The sequence below is a fragment of the Stenotrophomonas sp. 14P6.2.3 genome, from assembly GCF_057799055.1.
In genome coordinates, this window is record NZ_JBYOLA010000019.1 from 62,571 (window position 1) to 81,756 (window position 19,186).

The 19,186-nt window shown below is 66.0% G+C and carries 16 protein-coding genes; 8 read left to right on the forward strand and 8 right to left on the reverse strand.

All coding sequences use genetic code 11. The features are described 5' to 3' along the window. Positions 1 to 4 precede the first annotated feature (4 nt). From AC27VL_RS14920 to AC27VL_RS14935, 4 genes are all read right to left on the reverse strand, one after another. Positions 5 to 1,144, reverse strand: coding sequence for a hypothetical protein (locus AC27VL_RS14920; RefSeq protein ID WP_191077706.1), 1,140 nt, complete (start codon positions 1,142 to 1,144; stop codon positions 5 to 7). Positions 1,145 to 1,314: 170 nt separating this feature from the next. Continuing rightward, positions 1,315 to 1,917 (reverse strand): thioredoxin family protein, encoded by a 603-nt coding sequence (locus tag AC27VL_RS14925; protein ID WP_100462741.1) that lies wholly within the window; start codon positions 1,915 to 1,917, stop codon positions 1,315 to 1,317. 16 nt (positions 1,918 to 1,933) lie between these two features. Then, positions 1,934 to 3,433, reverse strand: a complete 1,500-nt coding sequence (locus AC27VL_RS14930) for a peptide MFS transporter (protein WP_191077705.1) — start codon at positions 3,431 to 3,433, stop codon at positions 1,934 to 1,936. A gap of 179 nt (positions 3,434 to 3,612) precedes the next feature. Further along, positions 3,613 to 4,488 carry a tryptophan 2,3-dioxygenase gene (locus AC27VL_RS14935; RefSeq protein ID WP_089237412.1) on the reverse strand — a complete coding sequence of 292 codons (876 nt, stop codon included), beginning with the start codon at positions 4,486 to 4,488 and terminating at the stop codon, positions 3,613 to 3,615. Positions 4,489 to 4,813: 325 nt separating this feature from the next. Between AC27VL_RS14935 and pdhA the strand changes: the two genes are divergently transcribed. The 5 genes from pdhA (at position 4,814) to AC27VL_RS14960 (ending at position 9,903) form a co-directional block, all read left to right on the forward strand. Continuing rightward, the gene (gene pdhA / locus AC27VL_RS14940; protein ID WP_089237414.1) at positions 4,814 to 5,896 is read left to right on the forward strand and encodes a pyruvate dehydrogenase (acetyl-transferring) E1 component subunit alpha; all 1,083 of its coding nucleotides are present in this window, start codon (positions 4,814 to 4,816) and stop codon (positions 5,894 to 5,896) included. Continuing rightward, positions 5,889 to 6,956: an alpha-ketoacid dehydrogenase subunit beta gene (locus tag AC27VL_RS14945; RefSeq protein WP_488767155.1), complete on the forward strand. Its 1,068-nt coding sequence runs from the start codon at positions 5,889 to 5,891 to the stop codon at positions 6,954 to 6,956. Before pdhA ends, AC27VL_RS14945 begins: the two co-directional genes overlap by 8 nt. A 1-nt stretch (position 6,957) precedes the next feature. Then, positions 6,958 to 7,311, forward strand: coding sequence for an SH3 domain-containing protein (locus tag AC27VL_RS14950; protein WP_025874583.1), 354 nt, complete (start codon positions 6,958 to 6,960; stop codon positions 7,309 to 7,311). Continuing rightward, positions 7,308 to 8,702, forward strand: coding sequence for a dihydrolipoamide acetyltransferase family protein (locus AC27VL_RS14955; protein WP_488767157.1), 1,395 nt, complete (start codon positions 7,308 to 7,310; stop codon positions 8,700 to 8,702). Before AC27VL_RS14950 ends, AC27VL_RS14955 begins: the two co-directional genes overlap by 4 nt. Positions 8,703 to 8,913: 211 nt before the next feature. Further along, entirely contained in the window at positions 8,914 to 9,903 is a 990-nt protein-coding gene (locus AC27VL_RS14960) for a hypothetical protein (protein ID WP_488767159.1), read from the forward strand. Positions 9,904 to 9,939: 36 nt separating this feature from the next. Here AC27VL_RS14960 and AC27VL_RS14965 read toward each other — a convergent pair whose 3' ends face one another. The 3 genes from AC27VL_RS14965 to AC27VL_RS14975 form a co-directional block, all read right to left on the reverse strand. Continuing rightward, the gene (locus AC27VL_RS14965; RefSeq protein ID WP_488767161.1) at positions 9,940 to 10,326 is read right to left on the reverse strand and encodes a VOC family protein; all 387 of its coding nucleotides are present in this window, start codon (positions 10,324 to 10,326) and stop codon (positions 9,940 to 9,942) included. A gap of 321 nt (positions 10,327 to 10,647) precedes the next feature. Continuing rightward, positions 10,648 to 11,355 (reverse strand): helix-turn-helix transcriptional regulator, encoded by a 708-nt coding sequence (locus AC27VL_RS14970; RefSeq protein ID WP_488767163.1) that lies wholly within the window; start codon positions 11,353 to 11,355, stop codon positions 10,648 to 10,650. Further along, a complete protein-coding gene (locus tag AC27VL_RS14975) occupies positions 11,355 to 11,990 on the reverse strand; it encodes a Rossmann-fold NAD(P)-binding domain-containing protein (RefSeq protein ID WP_191077700.1) in 636 nt (211 codons plus the stop codon). Before AC27VL_RS14975 ends, AC27VL_RS14970 begins: the two co-directional genes overlap by 1 nt. Positions 11,991 to 12,095: 105 nt before the next feature. Here AC27VL_RS14975 and AC27VL_RS14980 point away from each other — a divergent pair, with 105 nt between their 5' ends. Further along, entirely contained in the window at positions 12,096 to 13,634 is a 1,539-nt protein-coding gene (locus AC27VL_RS14980; RefSeq protein ID WP_488767165.1) for a GGDEF domain-containing protein, read from the forward strand. Positions 13,635 to 13,894: 260 nt separating this feature from the next. Here AC27VL_RS14980 and AC27VL_RS14985 read toward each other — a convergent pair whose 3' ends face one another. Further along, positions 13,895 to 14,821 (reverse strand): DUF808 domain-containing protein, encoded by a 927-nt coding sequence (locus AC27VL_RS14985; protein WP_100553846.1) that lies wholly within the window; start codon positions 14,819 to 14,821, stop codon positions 13,895 to 13,897. 233 nt (positions 14,822 to 15,054) lie between these two features. On the opposite strand from AC27VL_RS14985, the gene AC27VL_RS14990 reads away from it, so the two are divergent. Together AC27VL_RS14990 and AC27VL_RS14995 are read left to right on the forward strand one after the other, a co-directional pair. Next, a complete protein-coding gene (locus tag AC27VL_RS14990) occupies positions 15,055 to 16,698 on the forward strand; it encodes an ABC1 kinase family protein (protein ID WP_488767169.1) in 1,644 nt (547 codons plus the stop codon). A gap of 271 nt (positions 16,699 to 16,969) precedes the next feature. After that, the gene (locus AC27VL_RS14995; protein ID WP_488767167.1) at positions 16,970 to 19,075 is read left to right on the forward strand and encodes a phosphoglycerol transferase I; all 2,106 of its coding nucleotides are present in this window, start codon (positions 16,970 to 16,972) and stop codon (positions 19,073 to 19,075) included. The last annotated feature ends 111 nt before the right edge of the window (positions 19,076 to 19,186 follow it).

Consider the following 19,186-nt stretch of genomic DNA (forward strand, 5'->3'; position numbering starts at 1 on the left):
GCACTCAGCTCAGATGCTTGCGCCGTGCATGGATCCACGGCACCGCAAGCGCGCCGATGGCGCCGCCGGCAAAGCCCAGCGAGGCGGCAACGGTGGCCGCTTCAACCGCCCCGGGCAACGCCAGCGCGGCAGTGACCAGCAGCAGCGACGGCAGGCCAACAAACGTACCGAGGAAGAATGGCCAGCGCGGCGACCAGGTGTTCAGCTGCAGCAGGCTGACCGGCTGCCATGCCTCGGACGAGGCGTCTTCGGCGATCTTGGCGACCACTCTGCCCAGATCCACTTCCGGCAGCAGCTTTCCCGGACGCGCGGCGGCAATCGCTTCGGCCACGGTTTCAACGGGCGGGAAGCTGCCCGGCCATGCCACCGGTGCGGGCACGCCATAGGCGGTCAGCAGGGGCACGCTCAGCCACGGCGCCACCAGCGGGCGCAGCCTGCGCCGACCATGCACGCACCAGATCTGGGACTGGCCGTGCGCGGTCACGCTGTACAGCGCCAGCTCGCTCGGCGGCGGATAACCCAGCATGGTCACCCGCGCCGCCAGGCTGTCCTGGTCCATCGCACGCAGGAAGCCGGGGCGGCTGCGCCCTTCCTGCATCCACGCCAAGCCCAGCGCGCCGACCAGATAGGCCTCGGCAACATCCTTGCTGCCCGCGTTGGCGCGGTCGTCGCTGGCCAGGTACCAGGCCAGTGACTTCGGTTCGGGTACATCGGCCAGGCCCCAGCGGCTGTCATCGCCCAGCACATGGCGCACCGGCAGGCGGGCCGGTGCGGTTTCACCGCGCTCGCCGGGCTGCAGGAACGGCAGCACGCCCTGCACGAAACTGGACAGGTCGATCGCGCGCACGCCGTTGCCGTGCCATTCCGGTGGCAGCAGACCGGCCAATTGCCCTTCGGCGGCCAGTCGATCCAGCCTCGCCTTCTGTTCCACCAGCTTCTGCACCGCGCCCTTCAGCACCACGTTGTCGGGCAAGGCGATCTGCGGCAACCGATGCCGCGGCGGTGCGAGTTCAAGCGTTGCTGCGCCGGTACCGGTGTCATCCAGCAGGGCTTCCTGCGGTGGCAGGGTCACGCCGTCGCCTGCTCCGCCTTCGGCCAGTTCAGTGGCAGGTTCGTGCAGACGTTCGGCGTGATCGCTGTGCATGGGCGTTCCGGTAGGTTGCATCGACGGGTCGTCGACTGAAGTCCTTGCCGGTAACGGCGTGCGCACGCTGAAGTTGAGATGTGGAGTCGGAGAGTGTGACGGCGCGCGCAGTAGATCCACGCCATGCGTGGATGGCCGGGCAACGGAGAGGCTGCCGGGCAGGCCCGGTGCTACCGGTCAGGCGCCCACTGCTTGAGGAACGCCATCACGCGTGCGGTCTGCACGGTCTTGCCCTTGTGCATCGCTTCGCTGGGCTGTGGCGCCAGCAGCGTGCCGTCGGCATCGATCACCAGCAGGTGCGGATGCTCGCCTTGCAGCGGCGGGAACTGGCCCAGGAAGGCCGCGTTCGGATTCTCGGCACTGTCGTTGACCTTGACCCACACATAGTGGGCATCACGGAAGCGGCGCAGATCGCCATTGCCTTCCACGGCTTCATCCAGCGCATGGCAGGGCTCGCAGGCGGCGTTGCCCACTTCCAGGATGATCCGCTTGTTGCCGCGCTGGGCTTCGACCTTGGCCGTTTCCAGGTCGGCAACGGGATTGCGGGCCGGGTCGAACTGCGCGCCAAGCCCGGCGATGGCGGCGATATCGGCCGCCGCCGGGGTGTTGCCCGAGGCCACCGGTTCGCTGGGGTCAGCGACCGGTGGCTCGGTGGGGCGGGTATCGAGGGGCTGCGTGGGTTCGGGGGCAGCGGGAGGTTGAGGCTGCGAACAGGCGCCGATCAGCGCCGCACACACCACTGCCACCACTGCACCACCGAACGTTGTACGCATGCCCACTACCCTCTCATTACTTCACGCCGTGCATCAGCTTGTTGATCAGCGGCGCGACCAGGAACAGGACCACACCCGAACCGATCAAGGCCCAGAACCCGAAGGTATACCCCTTCAGTGCCGATTCGACCGTCATGCCGCCTTCACCACTGACCGCGCCAGCGAAGATGCCCGACAGGTTGTTGCCGATGCCGGTGGACAGGAACCAGCCGCCCATGCCGAAGCCGACCAGGCGCACCGGGGCCAGCTTGGTCACCATCGACAGGCCGATCGGCGACAGACACAGCTCACCGACCGACTGGATGACGTAGACCATGAACAGGGTCCAGAACGGAATCTTGCCGTCCACGACCATCTGCGACAGGGCATACATCAGCAGTGCGAAAGCAGCGCCGTTGAACAGCAGGCCGAGGCCGAACTTGCGCGGGATGGACGGATTGGCGCGGCCCAGGGCCACCCAGATCCAGGCGATGATCGGCGCCAGGGTGATGATCGCCACCGAGTTGACCGACTGGAACCATGCGGTCGGGAAGGTCCACTCACCCAGCTGGCGGTTGACGATGTTCTCGGCCAGGAAGGTGAAGGAGCTGCCGGCCTGTTCGAAGAACATCCAGAACATGACGTTGAAGGCGAAGATGATCAGCATGGCGATCACGCGGTCGCGCTGCACCTTGCCCTCGCGGATGCCTTCCACCAGCAGCAGCACGGCCAGCGCGGCAAACATCACGCCGAGGATCCAGGCCAGCGCGGTGGCGCCGGTGGCGAGCAGGAAGTAGGCCACCGGAATGGCGAACAGCGAACCGACCAGCACCATGATGATGCGGCCGAAGCCTTCAGCACCAGCCGGCGGTGCGCCGATGCCCTTCAGGCCGGCACGACCGATGTAGAACCACACCAGCGAGACCAGCATGCCCACGCCGGAAGCGATGAACACGACCTTGTACGACGGCATTTCCGAGGTGCCGAAGACCTTGCGGGCCAGGTACTCGGTCAGCACCGGAGCGATCATCGCGCCGATGTTGATGCCCATGTAGAAGATGGTGAAGCCCGAGTCGCGGCGTTCGTCCTTCAGGCCGTACAGCTTGCCGACCATGGTCGAGATGTTGGGCTTGAACAGACCGTTGCCGACGATGATCGTGGCCAGGCCGAGCTTGAAGATGTGCTCCTGCGGCAGCGAGATCATGAACAGGCCGACGGCCATGATGATCGCGCCGGTCAGGATCGAGCGCTGGTAACCCAGTACCCGGTCGGCCACGTAGCCGCCGAAGATCGCGGCGGCATACACCAGCGCCAGGTAGGCACCGTAGATGCGGCTGGCGTCGCCTTCACCGGCGGCGTTGCCGTTGTAGAACTGGGCAACGATGTACAGCACCAATGCCCAGCGGATGCCGTAGAACGCAAAGCGCTCCCAGAACTCGGTCATGAACAGCATCCACAACGGGCGCGGGTGGCCCATCGTGGTGTTGAAGTCCGGCAGCGCCGGCTCTGGGGTGTTCGCAGTGGCGTTTACGCTCATGCGGAATTCCTGGTTCGGTGGATGGAGGCACGTCCGATGTGCGGTGAAGCAACGCGCGAGGATCACCGACTTCTGGCGTTCACGTCAAATACACGCCGTTTGAGGCAGGTCGCTGCCTGCTCGCTGAACTTGCATCTGAAACGATCCAGCCAGCCGCGGGCGGCCAAGCTGAATGGGGATCAGGCCAGATCCGGCGGGGGCGCGACCTGCAGCGTGGTACGCACCTGGAACAATTCAGGGAAGAAGGTCAGTTCCAGCGCCTTGGCCAGGAAGCCCACGCCGGATGAGCCGCCGGTGCCGCGCTTGAAGCCGATCACCCGCATCACCGTGCGCATGTGTCGGAATCGCCACAGCTGGAAAGCTGTTTCCAGGTCCACCAGGTCCTCGCACAGCGAATACTCGCGCCAGTAGCGGTCGGTGTCCTGGTAGATGCGTTCGAAGACCGGCTGCAGTGCGTCATCGGCCACATGCGGCTGGGTCCAGTCGTGCGCCTCGTACACCGCCGGCACGGCATGGCCGAAGCGGGCCAGGTACTTCAGGAACTCCTCGTACAGGCTCGGCGCCTCCAGCACGGTGCGCAGCTGCGCCTGCCCGGCCGTATCGTGCTCGAACACCTGCAGCATCTGCGCGTTCTTGTTGCCCAGCAGGAACTCGATGTAGCGGTACTGCAGCGACTGGAAACCCGAGGACGGGCCCAGCACGTCGCGGAAGCCCATGTACTCGGACGGGGTCAGGGTCTCCAGTACCGACCACTGCTCGGTCAGCTGGCGCAGCACCTGCTTGCTGCGCGCCAGCACCTTGCGGCACTGCCAGACCTCGTCGCGCTGCAGGAAACCGATCGCCGCACCCAGCTCGTGGCCCAGCAGCTTCAGCCACAGCTCGGAGGTCTGGTGCTGGATGATGAAGAGCATCTCGTCGTGATGCGGCGGACTGGACAGCGGCTGCTGCGCACTGAGCAGCTGGTCCAGCCGCAGGTAGCCGCCGTAGGTCAGCCGCCCCTGCAGATCGGTGTGGATACCAGCTTCGAGATCGCGTTGGTTGTTGTCGACGGACATGGGCGGGACCAGATCGGGGGCGGCAAGGGTAGCGCGTTGCTGCCGCGCTGGCAGCCGCGATGACCGTACCGGGGCGTGCGGCGCGGCTGTGGAACGGCCGTTGCGCGTGGAACCGTTTGCGCCGTTCTACTGGCGCTCAGCCCAGGGGCGTTTGTGATGCTTTGCAGCAATGGCTGAATACGTTGAAGTTATTGGCATCATGCACCCGGAAGGGGGTACAAAGGCCGGCAGGCCGTGCTGCGCCGCAGGAGAGCTTTTTCGTACGCATTCCTTAACATGGCGATTCATATCATTTGTAACTTCTCTGTCGAAGGTGCAGTACGCAATGACGGTTGCCGCTGAGTTCAAGATCGAATACCTGCAGTATCTGGACACGGACGGCACGCTCGTCCGCGATGATCTGCCCGAAGCCCTGCGCGACCCGCGCGCGTTGCTGCCGATGTTCAAGCAGATGCTGTTCGTGCGCGTGTTCGACGGCAAGTCGATCGCGCTGCAGCGCACCGGCAAGCTGGGCACCTACGCAGCCTGCCTCGGCCACGAAGCCGCGCATGTGGGCATCGGCGCCTCGATGCAGAAGGACGACGTGTTCGCACCGTCCTACCGCGAGTACGGCGCGATGTTCATGCGTGGCGTGCGCCCGCACGACGTGCTGATGTACTGGGGCGGCGACGAGCGCGGCAACGACTACGGCGGCAATGCAGCCAAGGACTTCCCGTTCTGCGTGCCGATTTCCACCCAGTGCCTGCACGCCGCAGGCGCTGCGCTGAAGTTCAAGCTCAACAAGGAACAGCAGATCGCGGTGGCCGTATGCGGCGACGGCGGCAGTTCCAAGACCGACTTCTACGCCGCACTGAATTCGGCCGGCGCCTACAAGCTGCCGCTGATCCTGTGCATCGTCAACAACGGCTGGGCCATCTCGGTCCCGCGTTCGGCCCAGACCGGTGCCGAGACGCTGGCACAGAAGGGCCTGGCTGGCGGCCTGCACTGCCTGCAGGTGGACGGCAACGATCTGATCGCGGTGATGGCCGCCATGCTGCAGGCGCGCGAACGTGCGCTGGCCGGCGACGGTGGCACCGTGCTGGAACTGATGACCTATCGCCTGTCCGACCACACCACCGCTGATGACGCGCGCCGCTACCGCGACGACGCCGAAGTGAAGGACGCCTGGCAGCGCGAGCCGATGCTGCGCCTGCGCAAGTACCTGACCAACGCCGGCGTGTGGAGCGAGGAAGAAGAAGCGGCCTGGACCGCCGAGTGCGGCAAGCGCGTGGACGAGGAAGTGAACCTGTACCTCAACACGCCGGTGCAGCCGGTCGAGGCGATGTTCGATTTCCTCTATGCCGATCCGCCGCAGGACCTGCTGGCCCAGCGCGCCCAGGCGATCGCCCTGGAGCAGCGCCATGGATGAGATCAAGAACGGCGCGTCCAGCGCGCACACCAACGCCGCCGACAGCGCTGCCGTCGCGCGCGGAGACCAGAACATGACCGACACCCCGATCACCCTCATCGAAGCCATCACCCAGGCGCTGGCCTGGGAGCTGGAGCATGACAAGTCGGTGCTGGTGCTGGGCGAAGACGTGGGCGTCAACGGCGGCGTGTTCCGCGCCACCGCCGGCCTGCAGCAGCGCTTCGGCGCCGACCGCATCCTCGACACCCCGCTGGATGAAACCACCATCGCCGGCCTCACCATCGGCCTGGCCGCGCAGGGCATGAAGCCGGTGGCCGAAGCCCAGTTCGACGGCTTCATGTACCCGATGGTCGACCACATCATCTGCCACGCTGCGCGCCTGCGTTACCGCACCCGTGGCCGCCTGCACTGCCCGATGGTGCTGCGCGTGCCGTGGGGTGGTGGCATCCGTGCGCCGGAACACCACAGCGAAGCCAACGAAGCGATCTTCACCAACGTGCCGGGCCTGCGCGTAGTGCTGCCGTCCTCGCCGCAGCGCGCCTATGGCCTGCTGCTGGCCGCGATCCGCGAGCCGGATCCGGTGATCTACATGGAGCCCAAGCGCATCTATCGCCAGTACAAGGAAGTGGTCGTCAACGACGGCGAAGCCTTGCCGCTGGACGTGTGCTTCGTGCTGCGTGACGGTACCGACGTGACCCTGGTGACCTGGGGCGCACAGGTGAAGGAAGCGCTGGAAGCGGCCGACAAGCTGGCCGGCGAAGGCATCAGTGCCGAAGTCATCGACGTGGCCACGCTGCGTCCGCTGGACTTCGCCACCATCGCCGAGTCGGTGGCCAAGACCGGCCGCTGCGTGATCGTGCAGGAAGCCCCGAAGACCGCGGGCTTCGGCGCGGAAATCGCCGCACGCCTGGCCGAGGAATCGCTGTACGACCTGCTGGCTCCGGTCGAGCGCGTTACCGGCTACGACACCCACATTCCGCTGTTCCGCCTGGAGATGAAGTATCTGCCGAGCGTGGAGCGGATCGTGGCGGCGGCCAAGCGCGCGGTGGCGGCAGGCTGACATGCGGGCCCGCCTTCTCGGGGCTTACCGCAGCCAGTATCCCAACCCGCTCCGGTTCCGCACCGGCCAGATCGTCGAAGTAGGCGTACGTGACGAGGAATGGCCGGCGTTTGCCTGGGTGCGCACCAGTGATGGGCGCGCCGGATGGGCACCGGTAGCGTGGTTGCAGCTGTTGGACGATGGTCGCGCAGAAGCCCTGCGCGACTATGACGCCCGCGAGCTGGATGTGGAGAACGGCGAGATGGTCAAGCTTCATCACGAACACGGCGGGTGGTGGTGGTCCGAGCGCGCCAATGGCGCGACGGGCTGGTTGCCTGCCCGCGAACTGGAACTGCTGGAAGAGAACTGCAAATGAGCCAGACCAAGAACTTCAACCTGCCCGACCTGGGCGAAGGCCTGCCGGACGCGACCATCGTCGAGTGGTTCGTCAAGGAAGGCGATGTGATCAAGCTGGACGAGCCGCTGGTCTCGATGGAGACCGCCAAGGCCGTCGTCGAAGTGCCCTCGCCGTTCTCCGGCACGGTGCTGAAGCTGTCCGGCGCTGCCGGCGACATCATCCCGACCGGCGCGGTGCTGGCCAGCTTCGCGCTGGACCCGAACCTGCCGCAGCGCGCTGACGGCCAGGACACCGGCCACAGCCACGGTCATGCCGCTCCGGCGGCTCCGGCCGCACCGACGCCGCCGCCGCTGCCCACCGCAGCCGCCCCGGTAGCTGCCGAAGAAGCCAAGCCGGCCGCCGCCGAACGTGATGACGCCGGCACCGTGGTTGGCGCGATGCAGAGCTCCAACGCGGTGCATGCCGAACAGGCGCTGGCCGTTGGCGGCGTCAAGGCCGTGCCGGCCGTGCGTGCCACCGCGCGCAAGCTGGGCGTGGACCTGAGCCGCGTGCGTGCCACCGGCACCGATGGCGCGGTGACCATGGCCGACGTCAAGCAGGCCGCTGCCGATGGCAGCGCGAAGATCGGCGCCGCACCGGCAGCGGTTGTTGCACCGGCGGCTGCCGCACCGGCTCCGGCCCAGGTGGCCGCGCCGGTACAGTCCGACGCACGCACCCCGCTGTCTGCCGCTGGCAAGCCGATGCGCACCCAGCCGCCCGGCGTGGTCGCCAAGGGCCAGCCCGAACCGCTGAAGGGCGTACGCCGCAACATGGCCCGCGTCATGGCCGATGCGCACAGCAAGGTCGTGCCGACCACGCTGAACGACGACGCCGACATCCACGCCTGGCTGCCGGGTAACGACGTCACCGCGCGCCTGGTACGTTCGATCGTAGTCGCCGCACAGAAGGTGCCGGCGATGAATGCCTGGTTCGACGGTGAAGCACTGACCCGCACCCTGCACGCCCAGGTCGACATCGGCATCGCCGTGGACACCGACGACGGCCTGTTCGTGCCGGCGCTGCGCAATGCCGACATGCTGGATGCCCGTGGCATCCGCGAAGGCGTCAACCGCCTGCGCGAGCAGGTCGAAGCGCGTTCGATCGCGGCCTCGGAGCTGAGCGGCTACACCATCTCGCTGTCCAACTTCGGCATGTTCGCCGGCCGCTACGCGACCCCGGTCGTGGTGCCGCCGTGCGTGGCCATCGTCGGTGCCGGCCGTGCCCGCCACCAGATGACCCCGGTGATGGGCGGCGTGGAAGCGCACAAGGTGATCCCGCTGTCGGTGACGTTCGACCACCGCGCTGCTACCGGCGGTGAAGCAGCCCGCTTCCTGCGCGCGATGATGGACGATCTGGCGCTGGCAAGCTGATCCGGCAGGTGCCAACCTTGGTTGGCACATGAATGGAAAACGCCGGGCAATGCCCGGCTTTTTTTTGTGTCCGCTCCACTGTAGTGCCGAGCCATGCTCGGCTGCTTCTTGCTGGTCAACCGAAGGTGCGCGCAAGCACATTTGGGAATAGTTGCATGGACTTCCACGCCAGGCTCCTTAGCATCGAGCCTCCAGACCTGTCTGTTCTGCCATGTCAAATCCAACCACCATCATTGATGCGTTCCTGGCCAAGGGCGCCCAGCTGTTTCGCGAGCGGCCCTTCGGGCCATTGCCATCACCGGAAGAAGCACTGGACGACCTTTCGATTCCAGCACTGGTCTATCTGCGATGGTTGGCTTCAACGGGCGCCTTCATCGATCAGGCGGTGGGATCGACCATCGCTCGGTCAAATTCCCCAATGGAACTCGTCGCAAACCTGCACGCGGCATTTCACGGTGAGATTCCCGGCAATGCTCTCAGTGAGGATGCACTGAGCTTCACTGTCGAGTACTTCAGTCCGCACGCCGTCTACCTCTCTGACTTCTTCTCGCTTTTCCCGGAAAGTCCCCCTCCATCGCAGAACGATATGTGGTTCGGGCAGGAGAAGATGTGGAAGCTACTGGACTCACGCCATATGACATGGCGCAACGGGAAGTCCGTGCGTCGAGGACTCATCGCCGATGATGAACAAGAGGGCCAGAACAATCAGACTGCCCCGGTTGCACCGATGGACGCCGATGTCTGGATCTCGACCCTGCATGACCTGTCGAATGCAGTCGTGGACCAGAAGAGCTGCTGGGCCTATGCAGACCACTTCTACACACCGTTGAAGGATGCGCCGTCAGAAGAGGTCATCCTGGCGGTCATGAGCGAATTTCTTCGGAAACCGCCACATGATGGGTCGATCATGTGTGCAGCGGAGAACTTCCTGTCGGATATTCCATTCCCCCGCTACATCAAAGCCTATTCCATCCTCGCGCCGGACCTGCTGGACCTTTCATCGGACGCCGCGCTAAGTCGCTTCAATTATCCAGGTTGTAAACTGACGCCCCGTCATATCCGGCAATTCATCAAGGAGCTCAGGCGGTGCAATCCAGGCCGCGATGTGGTCGGAGAGCTTGCCCAGCTGGCCATTGAATGGAATTCGGAAGACGACGAGACATTTTCAATCGTCATCGAAGCAGCACAGAAGCAAGGGTAGGTCCAGGAGCCGGCAAGTACCGGCGCCCTCCCTGAATCAATTCCGCGCGACCATGCCCTCGGCGCGGCTGTAGACACGCAGGCGGTGGCCATCGGGATCGACGCCGACGAAGGTGTGGCCAAATTCCAGCGTCACCGGTGCCTGGGTGATCTGCACGCCAAGCGCGCGCCATTCGTCGTGCATGCGATGCACCGTTGCTGCATCCGCCACCACCATCGCCAGCTCGGCTGCACCTGCCTCGGCAGTGACAGGCGGCTGCACGTCATCGCGTTGCCACAGGCCCAGTGCGGCGCCATCACCAAGCAGGAACAGGGCGAAGCCGGGCGACTGCTCGACCGGTGGTTTGCCGAGGATGCCGCTGTAGAACGTGGCGCTGGTGGCGACGTCGTTCACGTACTGCAGCAGGGTGCTGGGCTTGAACATGGGGAGGCTCCGTTGTTGGGAGCATTCATGGTGGCCCTGCCCTGCTGACAGATCCTGTCAGCAGTGTTGAGCCTACTTTGCTGGTGTTGCTCCAGCTCCGGTAGATGTCGAGCTTGTTCGACTGCTGTTGCCCTGGCTCTGGTAGAGGTCGAGCTTGCTCGACTGCTCTCCGCGAACAGCAAGAGCAGTCGAGCAAGCTCGACCTCTACCAAGAGCAAAGAGCAAAGAGCGAAAGCGTCGAGCAAGCTCGACATCTACCGAGAGCGGAAAGCAAAGATCAAAGGCGGTCGAGCAAGCTCGACCTCTACCAAAGCTGGTCCGTCACGAACGGTCCAGCCAATCCGGGGCGATGCCCTGCGCCTTCTGCCAGCGCCGCAGCAAGGTGGCACGCGGCACAAGATAGTGATCCGGCAGTGCGCGCACATGGCGGATGCGATCCAGGCGGAAATGGCGGAAGTCCTCGCGGCCCTCACACCACGCCGCCAGCATCGGCACTTCATCGAAGTACCCCAGTGCGAACGGCCAGACCACGCGCTCGGTACGCCGTCCCTGTGCATCCTCATAGGCGAACTGCAGCCGCTGCTGCGTACCCACCGCTTCGCGCACGGTCTGCAGGCGTGCCGGGGGCACCTTGGCTGCCGTACGCGATGGGCCCACCCGCAGGCCGCTGTCACGCAGTGCTTCGCGGCGTGCTGCTGGCAGCACATGGGCGATGCGTGCCAACGCATCACGCGCGGCCTCGGCCAGCGCCGGCTCGGTGCGTGCCGCCACCCAGCGCAGGCCCAGCACCAGCGCGTCGATCTCCGCCGGTGGCAAGGTCAGCGGCGGCAGCACGTCGCCGGGTTCCAGCTGGTAGCCGACACCGGCTTCCCCGCACAGGTCGGCGCCCTGTTCGCGCAGCGTTTCGATATCGCGGTACAGCGTGCGCAGGCTGACGCCCAGTTCATCGGCCAGCGCCTGCCCGGCCACCGGCCGGCGATGGCGGCGCAGCACCTGCAGCAGTTGGGTCAGACGCAGCGCGCGCGACATCAGTCCACCAGGTCTTTCGAAGCCACCACGTGCTCGCCCGGTGCCGGCGCCAGTGCCGCGTTCACCAGCGCCCGCGCAATACGCGTGGCCGGGTTGATACGCCACGCACGCGGCAGCACCGGCCGCAATGCACCCAGCACCTGCAGGGCGAACTGTTCGCCGCGGCGCGCCTGTGGGCGGTGGCCGCCGATCAGGCCCGGCCGGACCAGGGTCAGCGAAGCGAAGCCCAGCGCGCGCAGGTCGCGCTCCAGCTCGCCTTTTACCCGGCTGTAGAAGATGGCCGAACCCGGATTGGCCCCCGCCGCCGAATTCAGTACGAAGGCACGCGCGCCCTGGGTCCTGGCCAGGCGGGCGAAGGCGAGCGGGTAGTCGTGGTCGATCCGGTAGAAGGCCTCGCGGCTTCCCGCCTGGGCCATCGTGCTGCCCAGCGCGCATACCACCGCATCCACCGGTGCCCAGCCCGGCGCATCCGGCAGCTGATCGAAGTCCAGCACCGGGGCGTGCAGTTTCGGGTCGCGCAGGTCCAGCGGCCGTCGGGTCGGGGCCACCACAGCGCGGCAGCGCGGGTCGTCCAGCAGCATCGGCAGGGCCAGCCCGCCCACCAGTCCCGTCGCCCCCAGCAACATCACACGCATACCCACCTCCACTGCGGCATCCTGTCGCCCATCCTATCGGTTCAAGCCACCGCCAGTTGCGCCGATATGCTGTGACCAGCCCCCTGCCACCCCAGGATTCGTTCCATGACGGACCAGCCCGACCCCCGCCCTGCCCCCGGCACCGCCATCGGACCGCCTGCGCGCGTGCGCGCGGTTGTCGACGACGGGCGCGGCGACCGGGTGGTGCTGCAGGGTGGGAACAGCGTGGCATTGCAGCAGCTGTTTGCCGGGGCCGATGCGCCCGAGCCGCTGCTGGCCGCCTTCGCCAATGGCATGGCCACCCTGCCCGGCGAGCTGGGCGACATGGGCGACCGCCTGCAGTCGGCGCAGGCCAGTGCCGACTGGCCGCGCTATGGCCGGGCGATGCGGCAGCTGATCGACAAGTACATCCGCACCATCGACCAGCATTCGCCCGATGGCCAGCCCGACAGCCTGCGCCTGTCCGAACAGCTGAGGTTGCTGCTGGGCGGCGCGGTGGTGGCGCTGCTGCAGCACGATCCCGACCTGCGCGAGCAGGCGCAGGCGTTGGCCGTACGCCTGCGCCAGTGGCAACCGGGCGCGGCACTGGAGCCGATCGAACAAGGTGCGCGCGAGTTGGGTCACCAGATCGGCGTGCGCGCCGAGAGCTGGCAGGAACAGCAGGCGTTGTTGCTTGAGTTGTTCGCACTGCTGCTGGAGAACGTCAGCGAGCTGCTGGATGACCGCAGCTGGCTGCAGGGTCAGATCGCAGCCGTGCGCCAGCTGCTGGCCGGGCCGCTGGAAGCCGAATCGGTCGAGCGCACCCGCGCCGAGCTGCGCGAAGTGATCTACAAGCAGGGCCTGCTGCGGCAGGGAATCGACGATTCGAAAGCAGCCATGCGTAGCCTGATGGGCGAGTTCATCGAGCGCATGGACGGCATGGCTGCCAGTACCGGTGAATACCACGACCGCATCGGCAGCTACGCGCTGCAGCTGCGCGAGGCGCGCAGCATCGCCGACCTCAACCACCTGCTGCAGGAAGTGATGCAGGACACCGGCAAGGTGCAGCAGCAGGCGGCGCAGGCACGTGATCACCTGGCCAGCGCACGGCAGGAAGTGGAACGCGCCGAGCAGCGCATCAACCAGCTGGAACAGGATCTGCGCGCGGCCGGCGATCTGGCGCGTATCGATCCGCTGACCCAGGCCCTGAACCGGCGTGGTCTGGACGAACTGCTGCAACGCGAACTGGCCCGCGCCGCCCGCAACAACTCGCCGTTGGGGCTGGCGGTGATCGATCTGGATGATTTCCACCAGACCAACGACGAACACGGCCACGCCGGCGGCGACGCGCTGCTGCAGCATCTGGTGACGGTGTGCCGGCTGCTGCTGCGTGCTACCGATGGCATCGCCCGGCTGGGTGGCGACGAGTTCGTGCTGGTACTGCCGGAAACCCCTGGCGCGGACAGCATGGCCACGGTGCAGCGGCTGCAGCGTTCACTGGCGCATCGCGTGCTGACCGTGCAGGACCGGCGGGTACCGGTGCATTTCAGTGCTGGGCTTTCGCAATGGCAGCCAGGCGACGATGCGGATTCGATGTTGCGACGCGCCGATGACGCCCTGTATGTGGCCAAGCGCGAAGGCAAGAACCGGGTGCACGCCGGATAGTTCGCGAGCAGATGCCAACCTTGGTTGGCACGCGCGGCAAACAAACCGCCGACCAAGGTCGGCCTCTACCGGGCAAAGCGCCGGAAACCGCTTGGTAGGTGCCAACCTTGGTTGGCACGCGCGGCAAACAAACCGCCGACCAAGGTCGGCCTCTACCGGACAAGGCACCGGAAACCGCTTGGTAGGTGCCAACCTTGGTTGGCACGCGCGGCAAACAACCCGCCGACCAAGGTCGGCCTCTACCGGGCAAGGAGCTGGCGCTATTTGCCGCGCAGCTTCTGCACGCCGGTCACCACCGCCAGCACGATCGCACCGGCAATGATGCCGACCACCATGTTGCCCATCGCGTTGACCAGCCAGCCCCACTGGCCTTCACCGCCCAGCGCCTGCACCGCGTGGTGCAGCGCCGGCACGTTGTGCACCAGGATGCCGCCGCCGACCAGAAACATCGCCGCGGTTCCGGCCACCGACAGGAACTTCATCAGCCATGGTGCCGACACCAACAGACCACGGCCGACCGCCGCCAGCGCCGCGCCCTTGCGCGACAGGTACAGGCCCAGGTCGTCCAGCTTGACGATGCCGGCCACCAGCCCATAGACGAACACGGTCATCGCCAGCGCGATCACCACCAGGGTACTGACCTGGTTGATGAACGACGCCGTGGCGACCACACCCAGCGACAGCACGATGATTTCGGCCGAGAGGATGAAGTCGGTGCGGATCGCGCCCTTCACCTTGTCCTTCTCCCACGCGACCATGTCCACCTGCGCATCGGCCAGCGCCTTGCGCCGCTCAGCCTGGTGTTCGGCGTCCTCGTCGGCGGAATGCAGGAAACGGTGCGCCAGCTTCTCCACGCCCTCGAAGCACAGGAAGGCACCGCCGATCATCATCAGCGGCACGATCAGCGGTACGTTCCAGCCACGGCTGTGCAGCCAGGCTTCCAATGCGCTGATCGCCAGCGCAGCCGGCACCAGGATCACCTTGTTCACCAGCGAGCCCTTGGCCACCGCCCACACCACCGGCAGTTCGCGGTTGGCGTTGACGCCGGTCACCTGCTGCGCGTTCAGCGCCAGGTCGTCGCCCAGCACGCCGGCGGTCTTCTTGGCGGCGACCTTGGTCAGCACCGAGACGTCGTCGAGCAGGGAGGCGATATCGTCGAGCAGGGCAAACAGGCTGGCACCGGCCATGGGGGATCCAGTAAAGGGAATGAGCGGATTCTGACCGATCCTGCGCCGCCTGCGGTAGCGGGTTCACCGCGCGCCTACCGCCGCGCAGGGACACTGGCAGCGTATTCCGATCCCGCCGGGCATGGCCCGGCGCTACCCGGTCGCCAGATCACGGCCGCCGGGGCGTCGCTTTCGAGGAGTTCTGTTTGAGCAAGCCGCCCGCCGCCACAGGCAATCCCCCGCTGATCCGGGGCATGAACCGGCGCAGCCAGATCCTGCGCCTGTTGATGCGCTACCGCCATTCCGGCGTGTTCTCCGGCATGAACCTGGACGCTGCCGGCAGCCATGCCGATGTGCCCCCCGACGGCAATCCCGAGCAGTTCGTCAGTGACCTGGAAGCGCTGGGGCCAACCTTCGTCAAGCTCGGGCAGATGCTGTCCACCCGCCCGGACATGGTGCCGGTGGAGTTCGCCACCGCGCTGGAGCGGATGCAGGAGAAGGTCGCCGAGATCCCGGTGGAACGCATTCATGCCATCGTCGAACAGGAACTGGGCGCGCCTGTGAACAAGCTGTTCGCCGCATTCGATCCGCAGCCGCTGGGTTGCGCGTCGATCGCCCAGGTGCATCGCGCGGTGCTGCATGACGGCCGCGAGGTCGCGGTGAAAGTGCAGAAGCCGGAAGTGGCCGCGCAGCTGCGTTCGGATCTGGAAGTGCTGCGCAGCTTCGCCCTGGCCGCCGACCATCTGACCCAGATCGGTCGCCGCGTGCGCCTGCGCGACTGGCTCAACGAGTTCTCCAAGACCCTGATGCAGGAGCTGGACTACCACGCCGAGGCTGAGAACCTGTCGCGCTTCGGTCGCCATCTGAAGCCGTTCCGGCGCCTGTGGATTCCGCAGCCGCTGTGGGATTACTGCAGTCATCGCGTGCTGACCATGGAACTTGCCAGCGGCGTACGCGTGGATGCCATTCCCGATGTGCGCCGTACCGAACAGGCGATGGACCCGCTGGCGGCGGCGCTGATCCGCGGCTATCTGGACCAGATCTTCGTGCACGGCGAGATCCATGCCGATCCGCACCCGGGCAATCTGCGGGTACTTCCCGATGGGCGCCTGGCGATCTTCGATCTGGGCATGGTCGCGCACATGCCGCCGCGCCTGCGCGAGCGACTGCTGAAGATCCTGTTCGCCGCCGTCGATGGCCGTGGCGAGGAAGTGGCCGACGACCTGATCAGCATCAGCACCCGGCTGGAGGCGTTCGATGAAGAGCGTTACCTGCGCGAGACCGGCCAGCTGATCGCACGCTATGCGGCCAGCGCGAATTTCTCCGAAGGGCGCGTGGTGCTGGACATGGTGCGCATCGCCACTTCGTCCGGATTGCGTACGCCGCCGGAGCTGAGCCTGCTCGGCAAGGCGCTGCTCAATCTTGAAACCGTATGCCGCCTGCTGGCACCGGACCTGGATACGCGGCGCATCGTCGAGCGCCAGCTGCAGCACGTGATGCGCGCGCGCCTGAAGAAATCGCTGTCGGCCGCCAACCTGGCCAGCGAAGCCATGGAGGTGCAGCAACTACTGCGCGACGGACCGCGCAAGCTCTCGGACATCATGGCGCTGCTGGCCGAGAACCGCCTGCAGATGAAGGTGACCGGGCTGGAAGAGTCGCGGCTGATGGAGAACCTGCAGAAGATCGCCAACCGTGTGGCCGCCGGCATCATCAGCGCGGCGTTGATCATGGCGGCGGCGATGATGATGAAGATCGATACCGGCTGGCATGTGCTCGGCTATCCCGCCATCGCCTTGGTGCTGCTGTTGATCGGCGTGGTGCTTGGGCTGGGCATCGTCACCAGCGCCTTGTTGTTTGATCGGCGTGCGCGTTCGCGCGAGGAACGCGGGCACCGATAGCGTTGATGCGTTGTCGTATCCACGCGTGTCGTGGATCTACGAAAACAGCGCATTCATGCGGGTTTTAATGCAATCGAGCGTGAGTTTTCACGCTCGATTTACGTTCGCGGCGTGATATCGCACGCGCGATTTCAACAAACATTTCAGTCAGGTTCGTGCATGCACTATCGGGTCATCGGCCTGTCATGCAGATGTGCTTGCAGCAGCGCCGGTCGGATGGACACGCGTCGGTACGACGTCCATCGCCACCCCGTCACTGCCGAAGCTGCCCATGCTCTGGATTCTGCTGCTGTCGCTGTTGTTGTTGTCCTGGTTGTTCCTCGCGTCCGCAAAGTGGGTGTGGTGGAAAGCTGGCTTGTTCTCGCTGTTGCTGCTGGCGCTCAGTGCCTGGTGGCTGATCGACAAGCTGTCCGGTGACGGACTCAACGCCGCCACCCTGTACCACCTGGGCGCGGACATGGAAGGCGCCGGTGTCGCCGACTTCAAGGGGTATATCGCCGGCTTCATCGTGCTGGCGGCGGTATCGCTGCTGCCGCTGTTCGCTACGCGGGTGAAGCGTTGGCGCCGCCCCACGGCCGGTGGTGCGTGGTTTGCCGGTTTCGCCGCGCTGTGGGTGACCACGATCATGATCAGCCCGCTGGCGCGCGATGGCCAACGCCTGTACCAGCAGCTGCGCCCGGTGGATTTCGCCCGTATCGCCCCCGAATACCAGGTGCCCACGCAGGCCCTGCAGCGCCCACGCAACATCGTCTGGATCTACGGCGAGAGCCTGGAGCGCACCTATCTGGATGAGGCCGTGTTTCCCGGCCTGATGCCCAATCTCAACCGCTTGGCGGCCAAGTCGCTGGATGTGCGCGGGCTGGCCTCGGCCGAAGGCGGCGGCTGGACCATCGCCGGACTGGTGTCGTCGATGTGCGGTGTGCCGCTGACCACCTCGCAGGGCGATGAGAACAGCATGGACCGGATGGGCAGCTTCCTGCCCAAGGCCGTGTGCCTGGGCGACTACCTGAAGCAGCAGGGCTATACCAACCATTACCTGGGCGGTGCCAACGGCCAGTTCGCCGGCAAGGGACAGTTCCTGGCCAGCCATGGCTTCGACGAAGTGCATGACCTGGCGTGGTTCAAGCAGCAGAAGAAGATCGGCCGCATCCACTACTCGGCATGGGGCGTGCATGACGACGTGCTGCTGGACACTGCCTACCAGCGCTTCGAGCAGCTGTCGCGGCAGGATGCACCGTTCATGCTGACCACGTTGACCATGGACACGCACCACCCGGCCGGGCATCTGCCGGTGGCCTGCAAGGGCGAGCGCTACCAGAGCCAGTACGGCAACATCGGCATGCTCAATGCCCTGAAGTGCACCGACCGCCTGATCTCGCAGCTGGTCGAGCGCATCCAGGCCAGTCCGTATGGCAAGGACACGCTGATCGTGATCGCTTCAGATCACCTGGCCATGCCCAATGACCTCAGCCATATCCTGACCAGGCAGAAGCGCGAGAACCTGCTGCTGTTCCTGGGTGACGGCGTGGCCCCGCGCCAGCTGGCAGCCGAAGACGGCTCGACGCTGGACTCGGGTGCCACCCTGCTCAGCCTGCTAGATCCGAACCTGCAGACGATGGGCTTTGGCCGTTCGCTGCTGGATGACAAGCGCGCACCGAGTGCCAGCGCCGCCGCACGCCGCGATGGCGGCCGCGACTATCCGCAGTACCTCGCCTTCGCACGCTCGCTGTGGCTGGGCGAACCGACGCGGCAGTTGAAGATCGACGGCGATGACCAGGTCGTGGTCGGCCTGCAGCACGTGCAACCGCCGGTGCTGCTGGAGTACGACAAGGACTGGGACCTGAAATCGGTGTACCTGGAAAACACCTCACGCCAGTTCGACGACGCGGACCCGGACAACACCCTGGCCTACGTCGATCGCTGCACCGCGTTCGAGGATGGCTCAGCCGACGGCGACTGGTGCGCGCTGCTGGTGAACCGCGACAACGGCATCAAGCTGTACCGCGATGGCCAGCTGCGCAACGGCATCGATGTGGATGCACCGCTGGATGCGCTCCAGGGCCCCCGCCCCAGTGTGCGCCAGGCACACATGATCACCCAGAAGGGCCGCCGTACCCGTGCCGGCCAGTACATGCTGCAGCTGGTGGCGAGCACGCGCCCGGATCGCGGTTTCTGGATCGAAGCGGTGTCCTCGCAGCGCAAGGTGGTGCTGGCCCAGCAGTGGGTGCAGCCCGATGCCGACGGCAAGATCAATGTGTCGTTCGGCCTCGACCACGAAGTGGACGATCTGGAAATCCGCGCGTGGTTGAACCACGCCGAGAAGCTGGCAGTGGATACGTTTGCCCTCGTGCCCTCGCGCGGGCGACCGCGGGGATAAAGGGGTTCTTTCGGCAGGACTGCGCCCTGCACCTGCAGAGGCGGAAGCAAAAGCAACGGCGGCATTTCGTGGGGTGGCGGGGCGGTGTCGGATTGCGGGGACGCCGCAAGT